Origin of the sequence: Bacteroides sp. AM16-24, from assembly GCF_003471885.1 — a bacterium.
Taxonomy (GTDB): Bacteria; Bacteroidota; Bacteroidia; order Bacteroidales; family Bacteroidaceae; genus Bacteroides.
In genome coordinates, this window is the sequence record NZ_QRKI01000003.1 from 183,627 (window position 1) to 206,199 (window position 22,573).

15 protein-coding genes are annotated in these 22,573 nt (G+C 42.6%); 11 read left to right on the forward strand and 4 right to left on the reverse strand.

Annotated features, from left to right (window positions below; translation table 11 throughout):
- Positions 1–56 precede the first annotated feature (56 nt).
- The 11 genes from DW182_RS05210 to DW182_RS05260 all read left to right on the forward strand — a co-directional run bounded on the left by DW182_RS05210 (position 57) and on the right by DW182_RS05260 (position 18,914).
- Positions 57–2,894 carry a triple tyrosine motif-containing protein gene (locus DW182_RS05210; RefSeq protein WP_199678550.1) on the forward strand — a complete coding sequence of 946 codons (2,838 nt, stop codon included), beginning with the start codon at positions 57–59 and terminating at the stop codon, positions 2,892–2,894.
- A gap of 170 nt (positions 2,895–3,064) precedes the next feature.
- Positions 3,065–5,356: a beta-glucosidase BglX gene (bglX, locus tag DW182_RS05215; RefSeq protein ID WP_117705974.1), complete on the forward strand. Its 2,292-nt coding sequence runs from the start codon at positions 3,065–3,067 to the stop codon at positions 5,354–5,356.
- A 202-nt stretch (positions 5,357–5,558) separates the two neighbouring features.
- Positions 5,559–8,564, forward strand: a complete 3,006-nt coding sequence (locus tag DW182_RS05220; RefSeq protein ID WP_007661974.1) for a TonB-dependent receptor — start codon at positions 5,559–5,561, stop codon at positions 8,562–8,564.
- 32 nt (positions 8,565–8,596) lie between these two features.
- A complete protein-coding gene (locus DW182_RS05225; RefSeq protein WP_181996120.1) occupies positions 8,597–10,114 on the forward strand; it encodes a RagB/SusD family nutrient uptake outer membrane protein in 1,518 nt (505 codons plus the stop codon).
- A gap of 17 nt (positions 10,115–10,131) precedes the next feature.
- The gene (locus DW182_RS05230; protein ID WP_233564084.1) at positions 10,132–10,965 is read left to right on the forward strand and encodes a LamG domain-containing protein; all 834 of its coding nucleotides are present in this window, start codon (positions 10,132–10,134) and stop codon (positions 10,963–10,965) included.
- A 23-nt stretch (positions 10,966–10,988) separates the two neighbouring features.
- The gene (locus DW182_RS05235; protein WP_199678551.1) at positions 10,989–12,629 is read left to right on the forward strand and encodes a glucoamylase family protein; all 1,641 of its coding nucleotides are present in this window, start codon (positions 10,989–10,991) and stop codon (positions 12,627–12,629) included.
- A 12-nt stretch (positions 12,630–12,641) separates the two neighbouring features.
- Positions 12,642–13,955, forward strand: a complete 1,314-nt coding sequence (locus DW182_RS05240) for a glucoamylase family protein (protein WP_007661978.1) — start codon at positions 12,642–12,644, stop codon at positions 13,953–13,955.
- A 15-nt stretch (positions 13,956–13,970) separates the two neighbouring features.
- Complete coding sequence (locus tag DW182_RS05245) at positions 13,971–14,825, forward strand: endonuclease/exonuclease/phosphatase family protein (RefSeq protein ID WP_007661979.1); 855 nt, start codon at positions 13,971–13,973, stop codon at positions 14,823–14,825.
- Between the two features lie 4 nt (positions 14,826–14,829).
- Positions 14,830–16,398, forward strand: a complete 1,569-nt coding sequence (locus DW182_RS05250) for a sulfatase (protein ID WP_118294883.1) — start codon at positions 14,830–14,832, stop codon at positions 16,396–16,398.
- Between the two features lie 16 nt (positions 16,399–16,414).
- Entirely contained in the window at positions 16,415–18,139 is a 1,725-nt protein-coding gene (locus DW182_RS05255; protein WP_118294988.1) for a family 43 glycosylhydrolase, read from the forward strand.
- Between the two features lie 7 nt (positions 18,140–18,146).
- Positions 18,147–18,914: a prolyl oligopeptidase family serine peptidase gene (locus tag DW182_RS05260; RefSeq protein ID WP_007661982.1), complete on the forward strand. Its 768-nt coding sequence runs from the start codon at positions 18,147–18,149 to the stop codon at positions 18,912–18,914.
- A gap of 56 nt (positions 18,915–18,970) precedes the next feature.
- Here DW182_RS05260 and DW182_RS05265 read toward each other — a convergent pair whose 3' ends face one another.
- The 4 genes from DW182_RS05265 to DW182_RS05280 all read right to left on the reverse strand — a co-directional run bounded on the left by DW182_RS05265 (position 18,971) and on the right by DW182_RS05280 (position 22,558).
- Positions 18,971–20,812: a 4-hydroxy-3-methylbut-2-en-1-yl diphosphate synthase gene (locus DW182_RS05265; protein WP_118294884.1), complete on the reverse strand. Its 1,842-nt coding sequence runs from the start codon at positions 20,810–20,812 to the stop codon at positions 18,971–18,973.
- A gap of 13 nt (positions 20,813–20,825) precedes the next feature.
- Complete coding sequence (gene purE / locus DW182_RS05270; protein ID WP_118216376.1) at positions 20,826–21,335, reverse strand: 5-(carboxyamino)imidazole ribonucleotide mutase; 510 nt, start codon at positions 21,333–21,335, stop codon at positions 20,826–20,828.
- A gap of 81 nt (positions 21,336–21,416) precedes the next feature.
- Positions 21,417–21,797 carry a glycine cleavage system protein GcvH gene (gene gcvH / locus DW182_RS05275; protein ID WP_044154945.1) on the reverse strand — a complete coding sequence of 127 codons (381 nt, stop codon included), beginning with the start codon at positions 21,795–21,797 and terminating at the stop codon, positions 21,417–21,419.
- A gap of 92 nt (positions 21,798–21,889) precedes the next feature.
- Complete coding sequence (locus DW182_RS05280) at positions 21,890–22,558, reverse strand: membrane protein (protein WP_007661986.1); 669 nt, start codon at positions 22,556–22,558, stop codon at positions 21,890–21,892.
- Positions 22,559–22,573: the final 15 nt, after the last annotated feature.

Genomic DNA, 22,573 nt, shown 5'->3' on the forward strand with positions numbered 1-22,573 from the left:
GTTTTTTGGTGGAAAACAATTACCTTTGCTGGCAGGTTACTTGTAAATCAATATATATGAGAATATCTCTGTTGTTATTTTGCATATTTTCTCTTTTTAGTAGCTTATCACGTGGTTCCTCTATTCCTTTCTCTCCCATCGTGAGGAGCTATTCCGTATCAGATTATAATGCAGGTATTCAGAACTGGTCTATCACCCAGGATGATAGGGGAGTTATGTATATTGGCAATAACAAAGGTCTGCTGGAGTTTGATGGAAATAACTGGGAGCTTCATGAATTACCTTCCAAGAACATAGTACGCTCTGTATATATCGGTAAAGACGGCAAGATATTTGTGGGCTCTTTTGAAGAGTTCGGATATTTCGAACGTAATTCATTGGATAGCCTTGTATACCACTCTTTAAAAGATGAAGTGAAAGATTTCCGGTTCCATAATGATGAAATCTGGACGATTACGTCGGCACATGGGGAGATTGTATTTCAATCTTTCGGTTCTCTGTTCTTTTATGACGGGCATACCGTGAAGGGGATTCGTACAAAAACTCTTCCTCTGAATCTGTTTCAAGTAGGTGATACGGTTTATTCTCAACAGATAAATGGAGGGCTTTTCATTCTTGCAAAGAATGGGCTGGAAAATTTGATTGAACGAAAATTACTGGGAAACAGTGATGTGGTGGCAGGACTTCCGTATGATGGCGGGGGTTTATTCCTGACACAAAAGAGTGGCGGTTTTGTTTACCAGAATGGAAAGATACTGAAGTGGCATACAGAATGTGATGCTGAACTCGAAAAGTACTCTGTAAACCGGGCTGTAATGACAAAAGACAGTTGCTATATTATCGGTACGCTTTCTAATGGAATTTATGCAATAGATAAAGAAGGACGTTTACTTTGGAAAGAGAATACGGACAGTCGCTTACAGAATAATACCGTATTAGGGCTGTATTGTGATGCCGATAACAATGTTTGGGCAGCTTTGGATGAAGGTATAGCCTATATACAAAATAACTCCCTGGTATATTATTATGAGCCCCCTTACCGGAAAATAGGAATGGTCTATGATGTGCTGGTGAAAGAGGATGAGGCTTATATCGCTTCCAATCAAGGACTTTACAGGATTAGGAACAGAGTCCCCGAACTTGTGCCGGGACTGGAAGAGCAGGCATGGTTCGTTGGTGAATGGGGAAAACAGATTTTATGCGGACATAATAAAGGAACTTTTCAGATATCGGGTTCGCAGGCATCGCTGATTTCGGATGTGAGAGGAGCGATGTGCATGAAAGAAGTCAATCTGGAAGGACGTTCGTTCTTATTGCAAGGTACCTATACGTTTCTGAATTTATACAATGAGGAGCCTTCGGGTATCTGGAGGTTTCTGCGGTCGTTAGGCGGGTTTACCCACATGGTGCGGGAGATCGAGATGGATCCGCAGGGGAATATCTGGGTGAAGCATTTACGGAAAGGATTATTCCGTTTTCGGATTAATCCGGATCTGAAACGGGTAGAAGATGTCAGAACCTATATGGAACTGGGTGATGTGAAAGATGGGGACTTCTCTTTGTTTAAGATCAACGGACGGGTTGTTTTTTCAAATGGGGAAACGTTTTACACTTACGAAGATATGAATGATTCTATTATTCCTTATGAATCGATGAATGAACAATTGGCGGATTTGAAAGGAATACATAGTGTGAGTCATGCAAAAGGCAATCTATACTGGTTTGTCAGCAGTAAGATGGCATATTTAGTGAAATGTGAGATGAATGTTTTCCGGATTGAACATAGAATTCCGTTTTCTTTGTTTGATGGTTTGTCTATAGAGGAGAGAGCAGCGATGGTTTATGACAAGTCGAGTGGCAGTTCCTATCTCTGCTTAAATAATGCTGTTGCCCGGATTGATTCAGATAGTTCTCTTTTGTACAAGTCCTCTATTAGGCGCTCTTTGTGGATCTCAGCTATAACGACTGAGTCGGAGTGGACGGGAAAAATAAAACGATTGTCGGTGCAAAAAGAGAACAAGATTGATGCAGATTTGAATACCGTATGCTTCTCTTTATGCTATCCGGTTTATAATGACTATACTTACAAGGTAAGGTATAAATTGGAAGGACTCTCCGATCAGTGGGTGGAAGGTGACCGCAGCCTGCAGAAGAAATATACCCGTTTGCCATTTGGGTCGTATGTTTTCAAAGCTGAGATTTATAATGAGAATGAAGTATTGGCATCGGTAACGCTACCTTTTGAAGTCTTGAGACCTTGGTATCTATCATATTGGGCTATCACCGGTTATGTCCTGATTGGGGTGTTGCTGTTATTGTTGTTGCAATACGTCGTTTATCAGTCTGTGAAGAAGAAGAAAGACAGGGTGATTGAACAGCAACGCATTGCCCATCAAGCTGAGATAGAAATACAGGAAAAGAAGATTATTGAATTGGAAAAAGAGCAACTGGAAGCTGATTTACGTTTTAAGAGTAAAGAGCTGTCCGGAGTTGTGATGACCAATATTGCCCATCAGGAGTTTTTGAATTCGTTGAAAGAAGAAATACAACAGCAGAAGTTATCAGGGCAGTATACGCGGAAGAATCTGGATAAGCTCTTAGTATTGATTAATCAAAGTATCGTTTCAGATGAGGAAAACTGGAATATGTTTCAGGCGAATTTTGACCGGATACATGAGAACTTCTTCCGAAACCTGAAACAACAATATCCGGATCTGACAGCAGGTGATTTACGTTTCTGTGCTTTACTCCGCCTGAATATGCCGACAAAGGAGATTGCCAAGCTGCTGAATATATCGGTGAGAGGCGTAGATGCAGCAAGGTATCGCTTGCGTAAGAAATTTAATCTATCTCAGGAAGATAGTCTGACGGATTTTATGATTAATTTTAAATAGTTGATTCTTAACGTAATAATGTGAAAGGAAGTACTAAAATAGTACCTCCTTTTTTTGTGTTTTGCACTAAAGGTACTTTTGTTGTAGCTCTGTATTGTGGCGGTTTAAGGTGCTTTCTCTTTATTTGCAGCGAAATCATTTTTCTCCAAAAATAATAAAGAATGAAAAGCATGAGACAATTAATCCTTAAGGTACAATCGTTTTTAATTTTATTGGTGCTGGTATCTGCCAATATGCAAGCACAAAAATCTCCTGTCGATATGGATCGCTTTATTGATGATCTGATGAAGAAGATGACTCTGGAAGAGAAAATCGGCCAGTTGAACTTGCCTGTTACGGGTGAAATAACCACCGGACAAGCCAAGAGTAGTAATGTGGCTAAGCGTATCCGTGCCGGTGAAGTGGGCGGACTCTTTAACTTGAAAGGCGTGGAGCGTATTCGTGACGTTCAGAAACAGGCAGTAGAAGAAAGTCGTCTGGGTATTCCTCTTTTATTTGGTATGGATGTAATTCATGGATACGAAACGGTATTCCCTATTCCTCTGGGATTATCCTGTACCTGGAACATGACAGCTATTGAAGAATCTGCACGTATTGCTGCTATCGAAGCCAGTGCTGATGGTATTTGCTGGACATTCAGTCCGATGGTGGATGTTTCCCGTGATCCCCGTTGGGGACGAGTTTCCGAAGGGAATGGTGAAGATCCCTTCTTGGGAGCGGAGATTGCGCGTGCTATGGTACGTGGTTATCAAGGGAAAGATATGAGTAGTAATGATGAGATTATGGCTTGCGTGAAGCACTTTGCGTTATATGGGGCATCAGAAGCCGGACGCGACTATAATACAGTGGATATGAGTCATCAACGTATGTTCAACGAATATATGTTACCTTATCAGGCTGCCGTGGAAGAAGGTGTGGGTAGTGTGATGGCTTCATTCAATGAAGTGGATGGTGTACCGGCTACCGGAAATAAGTGGCTGATGACCGATGTACTTCGTAAGCAGTGGAATTTTGATGGGTTCGTTGTGACGGACTATACCGGTATCACTGAAATGACCGATCATGGTATGGGTGATACACAAACAGTTGCAGCCCTGGCTCTGAATGCAGGTGTCGATATGGATATGGTGAGCGATGCTTTTACAAGCACACTTAAAAAATCTCTGGAAGAAGGAAAAGTTTCAGTAAAGGCTGTTGATGCTGCTTGTCGCCGTATTCTGGAAGCTAAGTATAAGCTGGGGCTTTTTGATAATCCCTATAAATATTGTGATATAACCCGTCCTAAAAAACAAATCTTTACAAAAGAACACCGCGCTATAGCCCGTAAGACAGCTTCGGAAAGCTTTGTTCTCTTGAAGAATGAGAATAGTGTACTCCCTCTGGCAAAGAAAGGTACCATTGCTGTAGTAGGTCCTTTGGCCGATAGCCGTAGCAATATGCCGGGCACGTGGAGTGTGGCCGCTGTGATGAACAAATATCCTTCTTTGATTGAAGGCTTGAAAGAAGTAGTGGGAGGCAAGGCTAAAATTCTTACGGCTAAAGGAAGTAATCTGATGAGTGATGCCGAATACGAAGAACGTGCTACTATGTTTGGCCGTACCCTGCATCGTGACAATCGTACAGATAAGGAACTGCTGGATGAGGCACTTGCTGTAGCTGCCAAGTCTGACGTGATTGTTGCTGCTTTGGGTGAGTCTTCCGAGATGAGCGGTGAAAGTAGTTGTCGTACAGACCTCGAAATGCCGGATACGCAACGTGTACTTTTGCAGGAATTGTTGAAAACCGGCAAACCGGTGGTATTGGTGTTGTTTACCGGTCGTCCGTTAGTATTGAATTGGGAGCAGGAAAATGTACCTGCTATTCTGAATGTGTGGTTTGGTGGTAGTGAAGCTGCTCTTGCCATTGGTGATGTACTGTTTGGAAATGTAAATCCGAGTGGCAAACTTACTACTACTTTTCCGAAGAGTGTAGGACAGATTCCTTTGTTCTATAACCATAAGAATACCGGTCGTCCTTTGCCTCAAGGGGCCTGGTTCCAGAAGTTCCGTAGCAATTATCTGGATGTAGATAACGAACCGCTTTATCCGTTTGGATATGGCTTGAGCTATACTACTTTCTCTTATAGTGATATTACATTGGATAAATCGTCCATGAATATCAATGGAGAGATTATGGCAACTGTAACGGTAACCAATACAGGTAAGTATGACGGTTCGGAAGTAGTGCAGCTATATATCCGCGATCTTATAGGCAGTGTAACACGTCCGGTGAAAGAACTGAAAGGCTTTGAAAAAATCTTCTTGAAAGTCGGTGAATCCAAACAAGTGTCTTTCAAGTTAACAGCTGATATGTTGAAGTTCTACAATTACAATCTGGATTTTGTGTGCGAACCGGGTGACTTTGAAGTAATGATAGGTGGTGATAGCCGTGATGTGAATAAGGCCTTATTTTCGCTTCAATAAGCATCTGCCTGGTAGTAGATAGATAAAGAGGGAATACAGAATCTTTATTAAAAATAAATATCTGATAACTAATTAGTTCTGCGAGCATGTAGTAGTTATAAAGTAGTACCATGTTTAGGCGTGGTACTCTTGTGGTAGCCTGTTTTTTGACTTAAATCAATTATTGCTATACGTTTGCAGAGTAATTTTAAATCAATACAAAATGAAAAGAAATCTATTAATTACATGTGTGATGTTGCTGTTTGCTGTCGTTTCGATGGCGCAGAACAAGATTACAGTTTCGGGTGTCGTTACAGATAAGACAGGCGAAACTGTTATAGGTGCTTCTGTTCGGGTAAAAGGACAGGAGAATATGGGAACTATTACGGATATCGACGGAAAATACCAGATTCCTGGCGTACCGGCGAATGCCACTTTGATATTCAGCTATATTGGTATGAAGGAACAGGAAGTGGCGCTTAATGGGCGTTCTACAGTGAATCTTATGATGGAAGAGGATAGCCAGCTCATTGAAGAAGTTGTAGTAGTAGGTTATGGTAGCGCCAAGAAGCGTGATTTGACCGGTTCTATTGTAACAGTGAAAGCTGCCGAGATTGCTTCAAAACCATCTACCAATCCTTTGGCTTCTATTCAAGGTAAGGTCGCTGGTGTGCAGGTTATCAATACAGGACGTGCCGGGCAGGATCCGGAAATTCGTGTTCGCGGTACAAACTCTATCAATGGTTATACTCCTTTGTATGTAGTGGACGGACTGTTTACGGATAACATCAACTATCTGAATACAGCGGATATTGAATCTATGGAAATCCTGAAAGACCCTTCTTCCTTGGCTATCTTTGGTGTGCGTGGTGCTAATGGTGTTATTATCATTACTACTAAGAAGGCGAAAGAAGGTAAGACTCAGGTCAGCATTAATGGTTCGGTGGGTTGGAAAAAGGTTACAGACCGCGTTAGCCTGACTAATGCAGAGCAGTTCAAAATGCTTTATAATGAACAACGCATGAATCAGGGTGGCGATCCGTACGATTATACTGTATGGAATGCAGATACTGACTGGCAGGATGAGATGTTCCAAACAGGTTTCCTTACTAACAATACGGTTAGCATTACAGCTTCGGGAGATAGAAGTAAGTTTTATCTGGGCTTGGGATATGTAATGGAAGAAGGTTCCATCAAGAGTGAAAAGCTGAATAAGTTTACTGTGAATTTGCATAGTGAACATAAAGTAACCGACTTCTTACGTTTTGGTTTCCAGGTGAACGGTGTACGTGCATTATATCCTGATGCAAAAGGTGTAGGTTCTGCTTTGAAAGCAGCTCCGATTGCTCCTGTTTATGATGCAGAAAGCGGACTTTTACATACTCTTCCTGATTTTCAGCGTGCTCAGGTCTGGAATCCTATGATTGAACCCGTGTTGAGAGGTGCTCATAATAAATCTGCAAATTATCGTATGGCAGGAAATATCTACGGAGAACTTGATTTGATGAAGAATTTAACCTTTAAGGCTACTTTCTCCCTGGATTATGCTTCCAGCCAGTCACGTTCTTATTCTCCGCTTATTTATGTGTATAACCCGGATGTAGAAGGTGGTAAAGAAAGATTGACGGATAAAGAAAGTATCAGTCAGTCGAAGTCTACATCAATGGCTGCACAGTCCGATTATGTATTGACTTATATTAATCAGTTTGGTGATCATGGTCTAACTCTGACTGCCGGTCTTACTACGAATTATAATGAATATTCTGATTTATCGGGTGGTCGCAGCCAATTGCCGGGTTATGGTGTTCCCATTGGCGAAGATATAGATAAGTGGTGGATTACTATGATTGATGATGCTACATCAGCTACTAATGGTGGATCCCAATACAAACGGTTTACAATGTCCTATCTGTTCCGTGCATTGTATAACTATAAAAATCGTTATTTGCTGAATGCTTCTTATCGTCGTGACGGTTCTTCCGTATTTAAGAGAACAGGAAATACATGGGATAATTTCTATTCATTCGGTGCCGGTTGGGTTATGAGTGAAGAGGCATTCATGAAGAAACAGAATGTAATCGATTATCTGAAGCTGAAAGGCTCATGGGGTGTTTTGGGAAGCCAGAATACAGGAGGTTCCCGCTATCCGGCCTATCCTAATATTACAAGTTCAGGTTCTGCTGTCTTTGGTGATAATGTTATTGCAGGTAAGGGACCGGATAAACTGATTTCACAGACATTGGGTTGGGAGCGTAACTATTCATGGGAAGTTGGTTTTGATATGCATCTGTTGGATGGTCGCATGCAGATTTCTCCTGTTTATTACAATAAGACAACCAAAGACTTGCTGACAAGTGTTCCCGGTCTTTCAGGTACGGTTCCTGCATTGCAGAATACAGGAGAGATTCGTAACCGTGGTTTTGAGTTGGCAGCATCCTGGAGCGATAAAATCGGTGAAAACTGGCGTTATGGTGTTTCAGCCAATCTAACGACTATTGATAATGAAGTTGTATCATTGATAAGCAAGGATTATTCAATAATTAATGGCGTTTCTCGTGTATCTGAAGGATATCCTATCGGCTACTTCTATGGGTACAAAGTGGCAGGTGTTTATCAGAATGAAACCGATATAGAAACTTCAGCACCTAACCAGGTAGCTTCTGTGAAGCCGGGCGATTTGAAGTTTGCCGATGTAAATGGTGACGGTATTATCTCAGAGAAAGACCGTACTATGATTGGTAATCCTACTCCGGATTTTACTTATGGTTTTAGCGTAAATCTGGGTTACAAGAATTTTGATTTGAGTGTAGATATGATGGGTGTTTATGGAAATGAGGTTTATCGTAACTGGGATAGTAGTGCTTATGCACAATTCAACTATCGTACAGGGCATTTGAACCGTTGGCATGGTGAAGGAACATCCAACTGGGATCCGATTCTTGATCCATCCCGTTCTGTAAATCTGGAAGCTTCTTCTTACTATGTAGAAGACGGAAGTTTCTTCCGTATCCGTAACATAGAGTTGGGATATACCTTTGATCCCCGTTTGTTGAACCGCATCAAACTGCAATCTTTACGTATCTATGGTAATGTGCAGAATCCTAAAACATGGAGCCGCAATACCGGATATACTCCTGAAGTTGGTGGTAGTGCAACAGCGTTTGGTGTAGATGGTGGAGGTTATCCGATGCCTGTAGTTTATACATTAGGCTTTAACTTATCATTCTAAACATGAAATCTAATAAAAGAAAAACGATCAGTATGAAAAAGATATTTTATTATGTGATGGCTTTGGCACTGGGATGTTCCCAGATGTCATGCAGTGACCTGTTAGATCAGAAACCGCAAGGAGTGTTGACTGAAGATGACCTGACTGGTGGTACTTATGAAACACAGATTTTCAACATGTATGCCTTGCTTCGCGGTTATCATATTGTTTCCGGAAATACGGCATTGGCTATTCATGGTATGCGTTCGGAAGATGCGGAAAAGGGTAGTACACTATCTGACGGATCTGCAACAGGAAAAATGTTTGATGATTTTGAATATGCTGCAAGTAATGGCATGGTAAAAAGTTACTGGAATGCCAATTATACCTTGATTCATAAAGCAAATGATGTATTGGAGGAGATGAAGTCGAATCCTTCATTGACAGGCGGTGACTTAGTTAATAAGGGAGAGGCTTTATTGATGCGTGCGTTCTGTTATTTCAATCTGGTACGTGCTTTTGGCGAAGTTCCTTTGATTGATTTTAAAGTAGGGACTGTAGCTGATGCCAATATTCCCAAATCTTCTGTTGCTCAGATATATACTTTGATTGATGAAGATTTGACGAATGCAGAATCTTACCTGCCGAGGACTTGGGAAGCACAATATGTCGGTCGTCTTAGCTGGGGAGCGGCTCGTGCCTTACATGCCCGTACTTATATGATGCGTAATGATTGGAACAATCTGCGTGCAGCAGCAGAGGACGTTATTTCTTCCGGTTTATATAATTTGAATACACCTTATGAAGATATTTTCCGTGAAAAAGGTGAAAACTGTGGTGAGTCTGTTCTGGAACTTCAATGTACTGCTACTGCTGCTCTTCCGGGGTCCAACGAAATTGGTAGCCAGTATGCTCAGGTACAGGGATGTCGTGGGGCCGGTGAATGGAATTTAGGTTGGGGCCAACATACTCCTACTCAATTATTGGCTGATGCATTCGAAGAAGGTGACCCGAGAAAGGATGAGACTTTATTGTATTTTATTAGAACAGGAGAAGATCCTTCGACCATTCCTGCAAATAAGCCTTATGGAGAAAAACCGGTTGCCAATGCCGATGTGATAGCAAAGTACTTTAATAAGAAAGTGTATACAGATCCGGCTTTGCGTGAAAAGTATACGAAGAGTGGGTATTGGGTGAATATTCGTCTGATCCGTTATTCGGATGTCGTACTGATGGCTGCGGAAGCTGCTTGCGAACTGGGTGATAATACAAGTGCAAGAAGATATCTTGAGATGGTACGTGCCCGTGCCCGTGGTACGAATGCTAATATCTTGCCGGAGGTTACCACTGATAATCAGAGTGAATTGCGGGAAGCTATTCGTCATGAACGCCGTGTTGAGTTGGGTATGGAATTCGATCGCTTCTATGATCTTGTACGTTGGGGAATAGCGAAGGAAGTGCTGCATGCAGCCGGAAAGACTGGTTACCAGGATAAGCATGCATTGTTGCCTTTGCCTCAGGACGAAATTGACAAATCAAATGGCGTGTTAGTTCAAAACCCTAATTATTAATTCATATAGTAATGACCATGAAAAGATATATTAATTTATTGTTGGCATTTTGTGTGTCAACACTCACTTTGCAATCTTGTTTCCAGGATATGGATCACCCGGCTTTTGATTATCCGGATAGTTCTGCTCCCAAAGTGTTCTCACCTATGAAATTGTTCTTACCTTTTGAAAATGATATGCGCGATAAGAGTAATTATACCTTCCTTATGAGTGCCGGAGGGGATATTACTTATACTGATGGAATCAACGGACAAGCTTATCAAGGCACAAAAGATACGTATCTGTTAGCCCGTGTTCCTGCTTATCTGACCGATTCTATACCCGATTTAGGAAGTTGTACGGTGGCTTTCTGGATGAAAACAACGCGAAATACTTCCGCATATGGTGTCTTCAGTATTCCTAATACCAAGACTTTCTGGGGTAATTTCGATATCTATTTGGAAAATACAAGTAGTGAGACTCAGGCTTTTTTCAAGATGCATCTGTATAACTGTACATCAGTGAAAGATAATGATGAGAGATGGGTAGAAGCTAAGATAGACAATGTTTTTGGTACCGAATGGGTTCATATGGCATTTGTTTATGATGGTAGTAATTCGATGGTAACAATTTACCGGAATGGTGAAAGTGTATTTACAAAAGAACTGCCCGGTTATGGAAAACTTAAGTTTAAAGATTTGGGTACATTTGCTATCGGAGCATTTCAGTTTAGCACAAAACCCAGTTTGACAGAAGGCGCAGGAGCGCAGAGTTGGGCATCCAATTTCCCGGGGCAGTTAGACCAGTTCCGCTTCTATGACAGAGCTATATCTGCTTCTGATATCAAGCAACTTTATTCAGGTAAAGAATGATGACCGTTAGAAATAGAGTGAATATGAGAGCTGTTTATTTCATACTGTTTTTATTACTGGTTGCTTGCAGTAAAGATGATGCTTCGGAAGCACCCGGGAAATTTGAACTACAAAGTATATCCATTGGTGAGAAACAGGATCAGAGTGCCTTTGAAAATGTAGCTCCCAATGCCAGTATTGTGCTTACATTCACAGATGCAGTGGATGAAGCTACGATTCAGAGTAATATCATATTGAAACTGAATGATCAGGCGGTGGCATATGATTCAAAACTACAGGGAAAGGATAAACTCTTATTGACTCCAACAGGTGGCTTTAAAAGTTTTTCCTCATATAAACTGGTGATCAATCCGGGGGTGAAATCCACCTCCGGAGTATCTCTTACCAATGGCAAAGTCTATGAAATCCGTACAGGGATGGATGATTCGGATAAGTTTGATCGCATTCCTGACGAGGATTTATTAACTTTGGTGCAGAAACAAACTTTTAAGTATTTCTGGAACTTCGGTCATGCACATTCCGGTATGGCACGCGAAAGAACAACTTCCGGTGATGTTGTTACTACCGGAGGAACAGGATTTGGAGTGATGGCGATGCTGGTAGCGGCTGAAAGAGGATTTGTAACCCGACAGGAAGCTCTTGAAAGAGTGCAGAAGATTGTAACTTTCCTGGATAAAGAGTGTACGAGTTATCATGGAGCCTATGCACACTGGATTAACGGTGCAACCGGTGAGACAAAGCCATTTGGTGATAAAGATGATGGTGCGGATCTGGTAGAAACCTCTTTACTTTTCCAGGGACTGCTTGCAGCACGTGCATACTTCAAGGAGGGTTCGGAAGCTGAGAGTAAATTGCGTTCTGATATAACCCGCCTGTGGGAAGCTATTGAATGGACTTGGTTTCAGAAAAGTGGAGAGTCTGTTCTGTATTGGCATTGGAGTCCGAACTATGGATTTGAGAAGAATCTTCCGATCAGAGGTTGGAATGAGTGCCTGATAACTTATGTGCTTGCAGCTTCTTCTCCTACTCATCCTATCGATAAGGCGGTTTATGAAGCTGGATGGGCAAGGAATGGCGGTTTGAAGAATGGTAATACCTACTATGGATACAAGCTTCCGCTGGGAGCTGATAAGGGTGGACCGTTATTCTTATCTCAATATTCCTTCTTGGGCATTAATCCGAAAGGACTGAAAGATAAATATGCTGATTATTGGGAACAGAATCAAAACCATACTCTGATCAATTATAATTATTGTAAGGAGAATCCTAAGGGATATGCTGGTTATGGAGCCTCTTGTTGGGGGTTGACAGCTAGTGATGGTGATAATGGTTATTCGGCACATTCACCTACAAATGATAAAGGAGTGATTGCTCCTACGGCTGCATTGTCTGCATTTCCTTATACTCCGGAAGAGTCGATGTCTGCATTGCACTTCTATTATTATAAGATGGGTGATAAACTCTGGAGAGATTATGGTTTTGTAGATGCTTTCAACCTGACAGCTAATTGGTATGATAACCAGTGTATAGCTATCGACCAAGGACCGATCATTTGTATGATAGAAAATTATAGGACAGGAATGCTTTGGAATTTATTTATGGCTATTCCGGAAATTCAGCAGGGAATGAAAAAGTTAGGTTTTGAAAGCCCTGCACTAAACTGATAAATAGAATATATGATGAGACTTATAATATATGTGATGCTTCTGCTTTACCCGTTTAGCCTGCTGCCGGCAGCTTCTGGTGGTAAGAAGGAGAAGAACTTGTCTGATGAAGAACTGATGACCCTCGTGCAGAAACAGACTTTCCGTTATTTCTGGGATTATGGACATCCGGTTTCGGGCTTGGCACGCGAACGTAGTAACGGTAATGACGATATTGTTACCATTGGTGGTTCCGGCTTTGGGGTAATGGCTATTATTGTCGGTGCAGAACGTGGATTTGTAACGCGTGAACAAGCGGCAGAGCGTATGCTGAAAATAGTCAGCTTTCTGAATGATAAGAATACGGACAGTTACCATGGCATTTGGGCGCATTGGATAAATGGGCAGAACGGAGAAACCATTTCTTTCAGCAGGAAAGATGATGGTGCCGATCTGGTAGAGTCTGCTTTCATGTTCGAAGGGTTGTTGGCTGCACATCAGTATTTCAACAAAGATAATCAGGTGGAAAGACGTATCCGCGGTCTTATTAATGACCTGTGGCGTCAGGCTGAATGGAATTGGTTTACTAAAGGTGGTGAAGATGTACTCTATTGGCATTGGTCACCCAATAACGGTTGGTCGATGAACCATCAGATAAAAGGGCATAATGAGTGCCATATTACATATATACTTGCTGCTTCTTCACCCACTTATCCCATTGCAGAGTCGGTATATCATAAAGGGTGGGCCAATTCTATCGTTTTCAAGAATGGTAAGAAGTATTACGACATAACCTTGCCATTGGGAAGTGATTATGGCGGACCTTTGTTCTTTACCCATTATTCTTATATGGGACTTGATCCGCGTGGCTTGAAAGATTATTATGCTGATTATGAAGAACAGATGAAAGCACATACTCTGATTAATCGTGCTTATTGCATAGATAATCCGAAGGGGTATAAAGGGTATGGAGAACAGTGCTGGGGACTGACAGCCAGTGATGGTGATAAAGGGTACTCTGCGCATTGTCCTGGTAATGACCGCGGTGTTATTACTCCAACAGCCGCCTTGTCGTCTATTCCTTATGCACCGGAATATTCATTGCAGGCCATGCGCTATTTCTATGAAGAGCTTGGCGATAAGCTTTGGGGAGAATATGGTTTCAAGGATGCATTTAACCTGACTGCTGACTGGTTTGCGCCATCTTATCTGGCTATAGACCAGGGACCTATTATTGTTATGATAGAAAATTATCGTACAGGTTTAATATGGAAATTGTTTATGAGTCATCCGGATGTACAAAAAGGATTGAAGAAGTTAGGATTTAAAACACCATACTTAAATTAAAAAGGTTTCATAATTATGAAAAACATGTTTTTTAATAGTGTATTAGTTGCTTTCGTTCTGCTTGTTGCTTCGTGCAGTAAGCAGCCGGAAGCTAAAGTTGATGTGATGTCATTCAATATTCGTCTGGATCATGTAGCGGATAGTTTGAACAACTGGAAGTATCGTAAAGATGCTGCGGCACAAATGATTATTTATTATGCTCCGGATGTAGTAGGTATGCAGGAAGTATTAAAGAACCAGTTGGACGATCTGAAGAACCGCCTTCCGCAATATACGGTTTTAGGTGTGGGGCGTGCCGATGGAAAAGAAAAAGGGGAATATTGTTCTCTGTTCTATAAGACCGATCGTTTCGATCTTATGAAGAGTGGCAATTTCGGTTTGAGTGAAACACCCGATTCTATTGGAATAAAAGGCTGGGATGCTGCTTGCGAACGCATTGTGACGTGGGCTGTTCTTAAAGATAAAGTCAGTGGTAAAGAATTGGCTGCTTTTAATACACATTTCGACCATATTGGTAAGGTTGCCCGTCGTGAAAGTGCAGTTTTGTTGCTTGCAAAGATACGTGAGATAGCCTCGGACTTACCGGTGGTTATTACGGGAGATTTTAATGGTACTGTTGATTCAGATCCGATTTCTGTTCTTACGGAAGGGGGAATGCAGAATACTTATTCCGCATCTGACATAGTTTATGGTCCTACGTGGAGCTTTCATGATTTTGGGCGCATCCCGGTTGAAGAACGCCAGTTGATCGATTTTATTTTTGTCAATGGACAAGTGGTGGCCAATAAATTCAGAGTGATAGCAGACAAGCCGGACAATGGCTATTTATCCGACCATGCGCCTATTCAGGCCAATCTGACAATTCGATAGTACCATGACTTCTAAATTATCCTTGGGGCTTGTCGTTTTACCTTTTGTACCTTCCTCCATTGTGCAAGGTCAAGAGCAGGAAGTCCGTAACGAACGCCCCAATATCATTTTTATTATGAGTGATGACCACGCCCGTCAGGCTATGAGTATTTATGGTCATCCTATAGGGAAAGTGGCGCCGACTCCGAATATTGACCGTATCGGGCATGAAGGAGCGGTTTTCCAGAATAACTATTGTTGCAATTCTATTTCCGGGCCGAGTCGTGCTGCCATACTTACCGGTAAACATAGCCATAAGAATGGTTTCATGAAGAACTGGGCGAAAGGTTTTGACGGTACGCAACAGACCCTTCCAAAGATATTGCAGGCAAATGGTTACGAGACAGCTGTTATTGGTAAGTGGCATCTTATTTCTAAGCCTACAGGTTTCGATCATTGGATGATTCTGGATGATCAGGGAGAATATTGTAATCCGCATTTTATTACTGAAAATGATACCACACGTCATTTGGGGTATGTGACGGATTTGATTACTAAATACACGGAAGAATGGCTCGACGGACGGAAAGACAAGAACAAGCCTTTCTTTCTGATGATGCATCACAAAGCTGTTCATAGAAACTGGGTACCTGCAGAAAGACATTACCATCTGTATGAGCATACTACTTTTCCACTTCCTGATAATTATTTTGATGTTTATGAGGGTCGTTATGCGGCACAGATGCAAAAGATGAATATCTATTGTGACATGTACGAAGGACACGATCTGAAGATGGTTACTGGTATGGATAGTGACAGTTTACTGTTCGACCCTTGGCCGCATGCTTTTCTGGGAACAATGGAACCGGATGAACGTCGTCGCTTTCTGGATGCATACCGTGATAGAAATAATGAATTCTACTCCAGAAAACGTTCGTTCAAAGAAGTTGCGGAATGGAAATACCAGCGTTACTTGCAAGATTATATGGGAGTTGTAGCGAGTGTAGACGAAAGTGTGGGAGAGATTCTTGATTATCTGAAACGTACCGGACTGGATAAAAATACGATTGTGGTCTATACTACCGATCAGGGCTTCTACTTGGGAGAACATGGTTGGTTTGATAAGCGTTTTATGTACGAAGAATCTTTCGGCATGCCGATGGTTATGCGCTGGCCCGGACATATCAAGCCGAAAACTCAGGTAACAGGATTGACGCAGAACATAGACTTTGCTCCTACTTTTCTGGATATGTGTGGTATCGAAGTGCCACAGGATATGCAGGGCGTATCGTTCCGGGAGTTGGTAGAGACGGGAAAGAAACCGCGTGATTGGCGTAAATCACTCTATTATCATTATTATGAATTTCCCGGGTTTCATAGTGTCCGTGCCCATTATGGTGTAAAGATGGAACGCTACAAATTAATGCACTTCTATGTGGAAGACAAATGGGAACTGTATGATCTGAAAACTGATCCGACAGAAATACACAATCTGTACGGAAAGCAAGGAATGGAGAAAGTAACTGCTGAACTAATGGCAGAACTTGCACGTTTACAGAAACAATATGAAGTTCCTCAGAATTTGTGCAAGTAATATAAAGAACGAAAGAATGAAACATCTGTTATTGACTATAGTCTGCCTGATTGTGTGGACTGCTCTTCCAGCGCAGGATATGCGTCAGGATACATATTGTAATCCCTTGAATATAGATTATACCTATATGATTTATAATTCCGACCGGGATATTTCTTACCGTTCGGGGGCTGATCCGGCAGTAGTGGAATTTCGCGGAGAATATTATATGTTCGTAACGCGCTCGCACGGCTATTGGCGTTCCAAGGATTTATTGAATTGGGAATTTGTACGTCCCGGTAAGAATTGGTATCCTCAGGGATGCAATGCTCCGGCTGCACACAATTATAAGGACTCTGTGCTTTATGTTGCAGGCGATCCTTCAGGTTCTATGAGCATCCTTTATACCGATGATCCTGCTTCCGGTGATTGGGAAGCTACGCCTGCCATTCTGCATAATCTGCAAGATCCTGATTTGTTTATTGATGACGATGGGAAAGCTTATATGTTCTGGGGATCTTCCAATGTTTACCCTATCCGGGGTATGGAATTGGATAAAAATCACCGTTTCACAAAGAAAGGGGAGACGAAAGAACTTTTCAATCTGGATATGCCTAAACATGGTTGGGAGCGTTTCGGTGAGAATCATACGGATACAGTATTGGGCGGTTACATTGAAGGCCCCTGGTTGACAAAACATAATGGTAAATACTATATGCAATATGGTGCGCCGGGTACGGAATTCAATGTTTATGCGGACGGAGTATACGTAGCAGATCATCCGATGGGACCTTATACCTACCAGAAACATAATCCGGTATCTTATAAACCGGGTGGTTATATGAATGGTGCCGGGCATGGAAGCACTGTGCTTGGTCCCGGCGGGCAGTATTGGCATTTTGCTTCGATGTCTCTTTCCATTAATGTGAACTGGGAACGTCGTCTCTGCATGTTTCCCGCCGGATTCGATAGAGATGGTATTATGTATGTGGATACCCGTTTTGGAGATTATCCCCGTTATGCTCCTGCCGTGCCGGGTAAGGCAGGGCAGTTCCGAGGGTGGATGTTGCTCTCTTACGGCAAGCCGGTTACCGCTTCTACTGTGAAAGGAGAGTTTCAACCTTCTGCATTGACTGATGAACTGACTAAGACATTCTGGTTGGCTGAGGCTAACGATGAACGCCAATGGGTAATGATCGATCTGGAAAAACCGGCTACTGTATCTGCTATTCAGATCAACTATCATGATTACCAAAGTGATATGTATGGTCGTTATGAAGGGCTTCGTCACCGCTATGTGATTGAGGGGTCACTGGATGGACAGAGTTGGGATATATTGGTTGACCGTAAAGAAAGTTATAAAGATACCCCGAATGATTATGTTGAACTCGGACAATCCCAATCTGCGCGTTATATCCGCTATAAGAACATAGATGTACCGACCCCGAACTTGGCAATTTCTGAACTTCGGGTATTCGGATTGGGTATGGGGAAAACACCGCAACAACCGAAGAAATTAGTCCTTGATCGCCGTGCGGACCGTCGTGATATTACTATCAGTTGGGAACCGGTCAAAGGTGCACAAGGATATAATGTGTTATGGGGTATTGCTCCCGATAAACTTTATAGCTCCTGGATGGTATATGGCAATAATGAATTATTTATGAAATCTCTTACTACCGATCAGGATTATTACTTCTGTGTGGAAGCATTTAATGAGAATGGCGTATCTTTACGTTCAGAAGTGAAGCATGTAAAATAACAATGCTATGAAACGATTAATCAGTGCTATTTGTCTTCTTTTCTTCCTGTTACCTTTGCCTGCTCAGGAAACGTACCAGAAAGAAATCTTTATCTCTTCCCGGGGAGATACCTTGCAGTATCGCTTGCTGCAACCGGAAAATATGAAAAAGAGTGAGAAGTATCCTTTGGTGCTTTTTCTGCATGGTGCAGGGGAGCGCGGTAATGATAATGAGAGGCAATTGACCCATGGTGGACAAATGTTTTTGAATCCGGTGAACCGGGAGAAATACCCGGCATTCGTGCTTGCACCACAGTGTCCCGAAACGGGCTATTGGGCATACTCGGCACGTCCTGAATCATTTTTGCCGAATGAGATGCCGTTGAATGAACCGATAACTCCGATTTTTCAGACAGTGAAGGATTTGCTGGACACTTATCTGGCAATGCCTCAGGTTGATAAATCACGTATCTATATCGTTGGACTTTCTATGGGAGGAATGGGAACCTTTGACATGGCTGTCCGTTTCCCGGAGATATTTGCTGCTGCTGTGCCTATTTGCGGTACAGTAAATGTGGCGCGCCTGAAAGCTGCCAAGTCTGTAAAGTTTCGTATTTTCCATGGTGATGCTGACAATGTGGTTACACCTGAAGGTTCGCGTGCGGCATACAGGACTTTGAAGAAGGCAGGTGCTGATGTGGAATACATCGAGTTCCCGGGATGTAATCATGGTAGCTGGAATCCGGCTTTCAATTATCCCGACTTTATGAGTTGGCTGTTCAGTCAGAAGAAATAGTTTAAAGAAAAATGAGGTTGTGTCAAAATGCTGGCACAACCTCATTTTTCTTTAAACTATTTTTCTTCATAATCCCCGTTAGCTTTAATCAGCTCAATCAGCTTTTCTACAGCTTCTTCTTCGGGAATATTCTTTTCAATGCATTCTTTCTTCTTATACAGACTGATTTTCCCACGTCCGGCACCTACGTAGCCATAGTCAGCATCAGCCATTTCTCCGGGACCATTGACGATGCAGCCCATAATACCTATTTTCAATCCTTTCAGGTGTGAAGTAGCGGCTTTTACACGTGCTATGGTACTTTGAAGATTGAACAGGGTGCGTCCGCATCCGGGACAGGAGATATATTCCGTTTTGCTGGTGCGTATACGTCCTGCTTGCAGAATACCAAAGGCTGTGGCATCTACTACAGCATGACTGAGATCTCCCTGGTTGAACAGGAAAATACCATCGCAAAGGCCGTCGAAGATAAGTGCTCCCATGTCAGCAGCAGATTTTATCTGCAAGTCCTCCGCTTCATTTTCAGCATAGTGCTGGAAGAATACAACCGGATTTTTCAGTCCTTCCTGCATCAATTGGTGAACTAAGGCACGATGTTCTCCAAGTCGGTTAGGATGGTTACTCTGTGATATAATGACTACTTCCGGATGATGTTTCAGACAAGCAATCACTTCTTCTGTTTGTGCCATGTAAGGCATAAACATGAATTTCAAATCGGCTTGGCAATTGCCCATAAGTGGCATCTGCTGGTAATTGAAAGCCGGATAGGTTCCGGGCTCTTTTTCCCATACATCCGCATCCAGAATGTATTCCACTCCTTCTTCACGAATTTCTGGTAAGGCACGTCCGGCATAGATGTAATCCGGAATGAATTGAGGGTTCGTATCGAATTTTCCGTCCATGCGTTCGGCAATGACTACAGGCAGGTGATTCCCGCCTATGTTGCGTACGGCAGTTGTTTCACGTCGTACCGGAGAAAGATAATTGAAACCTTCTGCTTCCACTCCGGGTATGTAAGGATGATCCTGGTGCTGCATGATATAATCCACCAACTTTCGTGCTACAGGTATTTCTGCTTCCGGAGCTTCGCTCAGAGAAACACGGATGGTATCACCCAGGCCGTCAGCTAGCAATGCACCGATGCCCAATGCAGATTTGATACGCCCGTCCTCACCATCCCCGGCCTCTGTAACGCCAAGGTGCAGCGGGAATTGCATTCCTTCCTTTTCCATTACAGCAGCTAACAGGCGAACTGTTTTCACCATTACTACTGTATTGGAGGCTTTGATGGAGATAACAACATCTGTAAAATTTTCTTTTACACAGATACGCAGGAACTCCATGCATGATTCCACCATACCTTCCGGTGTATCGCCGTAGCGAGACATAATGCGGTCGGACAGTGAACCATGATTTACACCGATACGGATGGCTGTATGATTCTCCTTGCAGATATTCAGGAAAGGAACGAACCGATCATGTATCTTCTGCAATTCTTGTGCATATTCTTCGTCTGTATATTCCAGATGCTTGAAGGTGCGTGCGGCATCTACATAGTTTCCCGGATTGATACGTACTTTCTCGACATACTGTGCTGCTACATCTGCTACCTTTGGGTTGAAGTGAATGTCGGCAACCAGTGGAACCATATATCCGTCCCGGCGCAAACCGGCATTGATGTTCATCAGGTTTTCCGCTTCTTTAATGCCTTGTGCTGTCAGACGTACATATTCACCTCCGGCATCTACAACACGTTTGGCCTGTGCCACGCTGGCTTCTGTATCCTGCGTGGCGGTGTTTGTCATACTCTGTATGCGTATAGGATTGGAGCCGCCCATAGGGGTGGCTCCAATATTTACTTCTGATGTTTCCCGACGGGAATAGTTGAATAAATCCACTAATTACTCCTTTTTAATTCGTTTTATACTCGTACTTTACTTCTTTCAGTTCCTCGTTCGCTTTTACGATTTTCTTTTTCAGCCCTTCTTTGTAGGCTGCAAAAGTTTCAGCGAGATCGGCATCGCTCAAAGCTAGCATTTGTATAGCAAGAATGGCAGCATTCATGGCGCCATTGATGGCAACTGTGGCTACAGGGATTCCGGGAGGCATCTGAATGATAGAGTAGAGAGCATCTACGCCATCCAGCACAGAACCTTTAACGGGAACTCCGATAACAGGCAGTGTTGTGTTGGCAGCGATGACTCCGGGCAGAGCGGCAGCCATGCCGGCAGCTGCGATTATCACTTTAACGCCGCGTCCGCGGGCGTTCTTTGCAAAATTCTCTACTGCTTCCGGAGTGCGGTGTGCAGAAAGAGCGTTCATTTCGAACGGTACATGTAAATCATTCAGCAGTTGAGCGGCCTTTTCCATAACAGGAAGGTCGGAGGTGCTGCCCATGATGATGCTTACTAATGGAGACATAATTATTTAGTTATTAGTGTTTAGTGATTAGTGATTAGCAAGCTTCTCAATATCAATTTGCTAATCACTAATCACTAATAGTTAATCGTTAATCAACGCTTTGTAGGCAGCAGCATCCAGCAATGAATCGAAGTCTGCATCAGCATCCGGTTTCATTTTGATGAGCCAGCCTTCGCCGTACGGATCTTTGTTTACCAGTTCCGGTTGGTCGGCAAGAGCCTCGTTTTGTTCCAGGATTTCTCCGCCTACGGGCAAGAAAAGATCCGAAATGGTTTTTACTACTTCAATGGTTCCGAATACTTCGTCGGCTGCCAATGTTTCACCCTCTGCCTGGATATCTACGAATACGATATCGCCCAATTGTTCCTGAGCGTAATCGGTGATACCTACATAAGCTACATCGCCTTCAAGGCGTATCCACTCGTGTTCTTTGGTGTACTTTACATTTTCTGGGAAATTCATGATCATTATTTTTAAAGGTTAATACTTATATTAATTACAAATTACTAATTATAAATTACGATTCTTTGTTCACTCTTAATTCTTTACTTATCTTAGAATAAGAAAATGCGGAACAGGATATTACTCAGTGGATGAAGCACCAATAAGGAGCAAATCAATCCTACGGCAAAACCTACCAGTACCTCTCCCAATGTATGATGCTGTAAAATAATACGTGCTGTGCCCAAGACACCTGCAATCAGGATGAACAAACATAGCCACCATACCGGATTGTATCCGAACAGGGCACTGAAAGATACCAATCCTCCTACAATAGCCCCTACACCTGCCATATGCTCGCTTAACTTCCATTTCAGATTGACAACAATACAGATAACCATCATGATCAATGCAGCAAGAATAATACCTGTCATGTACCAGGGAATATTCAGGCGATGCATCATCACCAGACAGAATACGTATGAAGTAATAGTAAGTAGGAATGGCATAAAACGCCGTTTACGTTCTCCTAAGTCTTCGGGACTGAAACCGTTGATCTTACGGAACAGGAAGATGGTGAGCGTAGGCATAAGAATGGTGAAGCAGTACACTACTCCCAGCACAATCAGCTTATACTGTATAGGCATGATGCGCAGATATGAGAAAAGGAACAGAATCAGAAACGCCAGGAACGGGATAGAAAACGGCGTGAATATAGCCGATATCACCCGGGCTGTCCGGATTAAGCTCCTGTCTGCCACAATATGTTGTTCTTCAACCATTTTAATTTATAATTT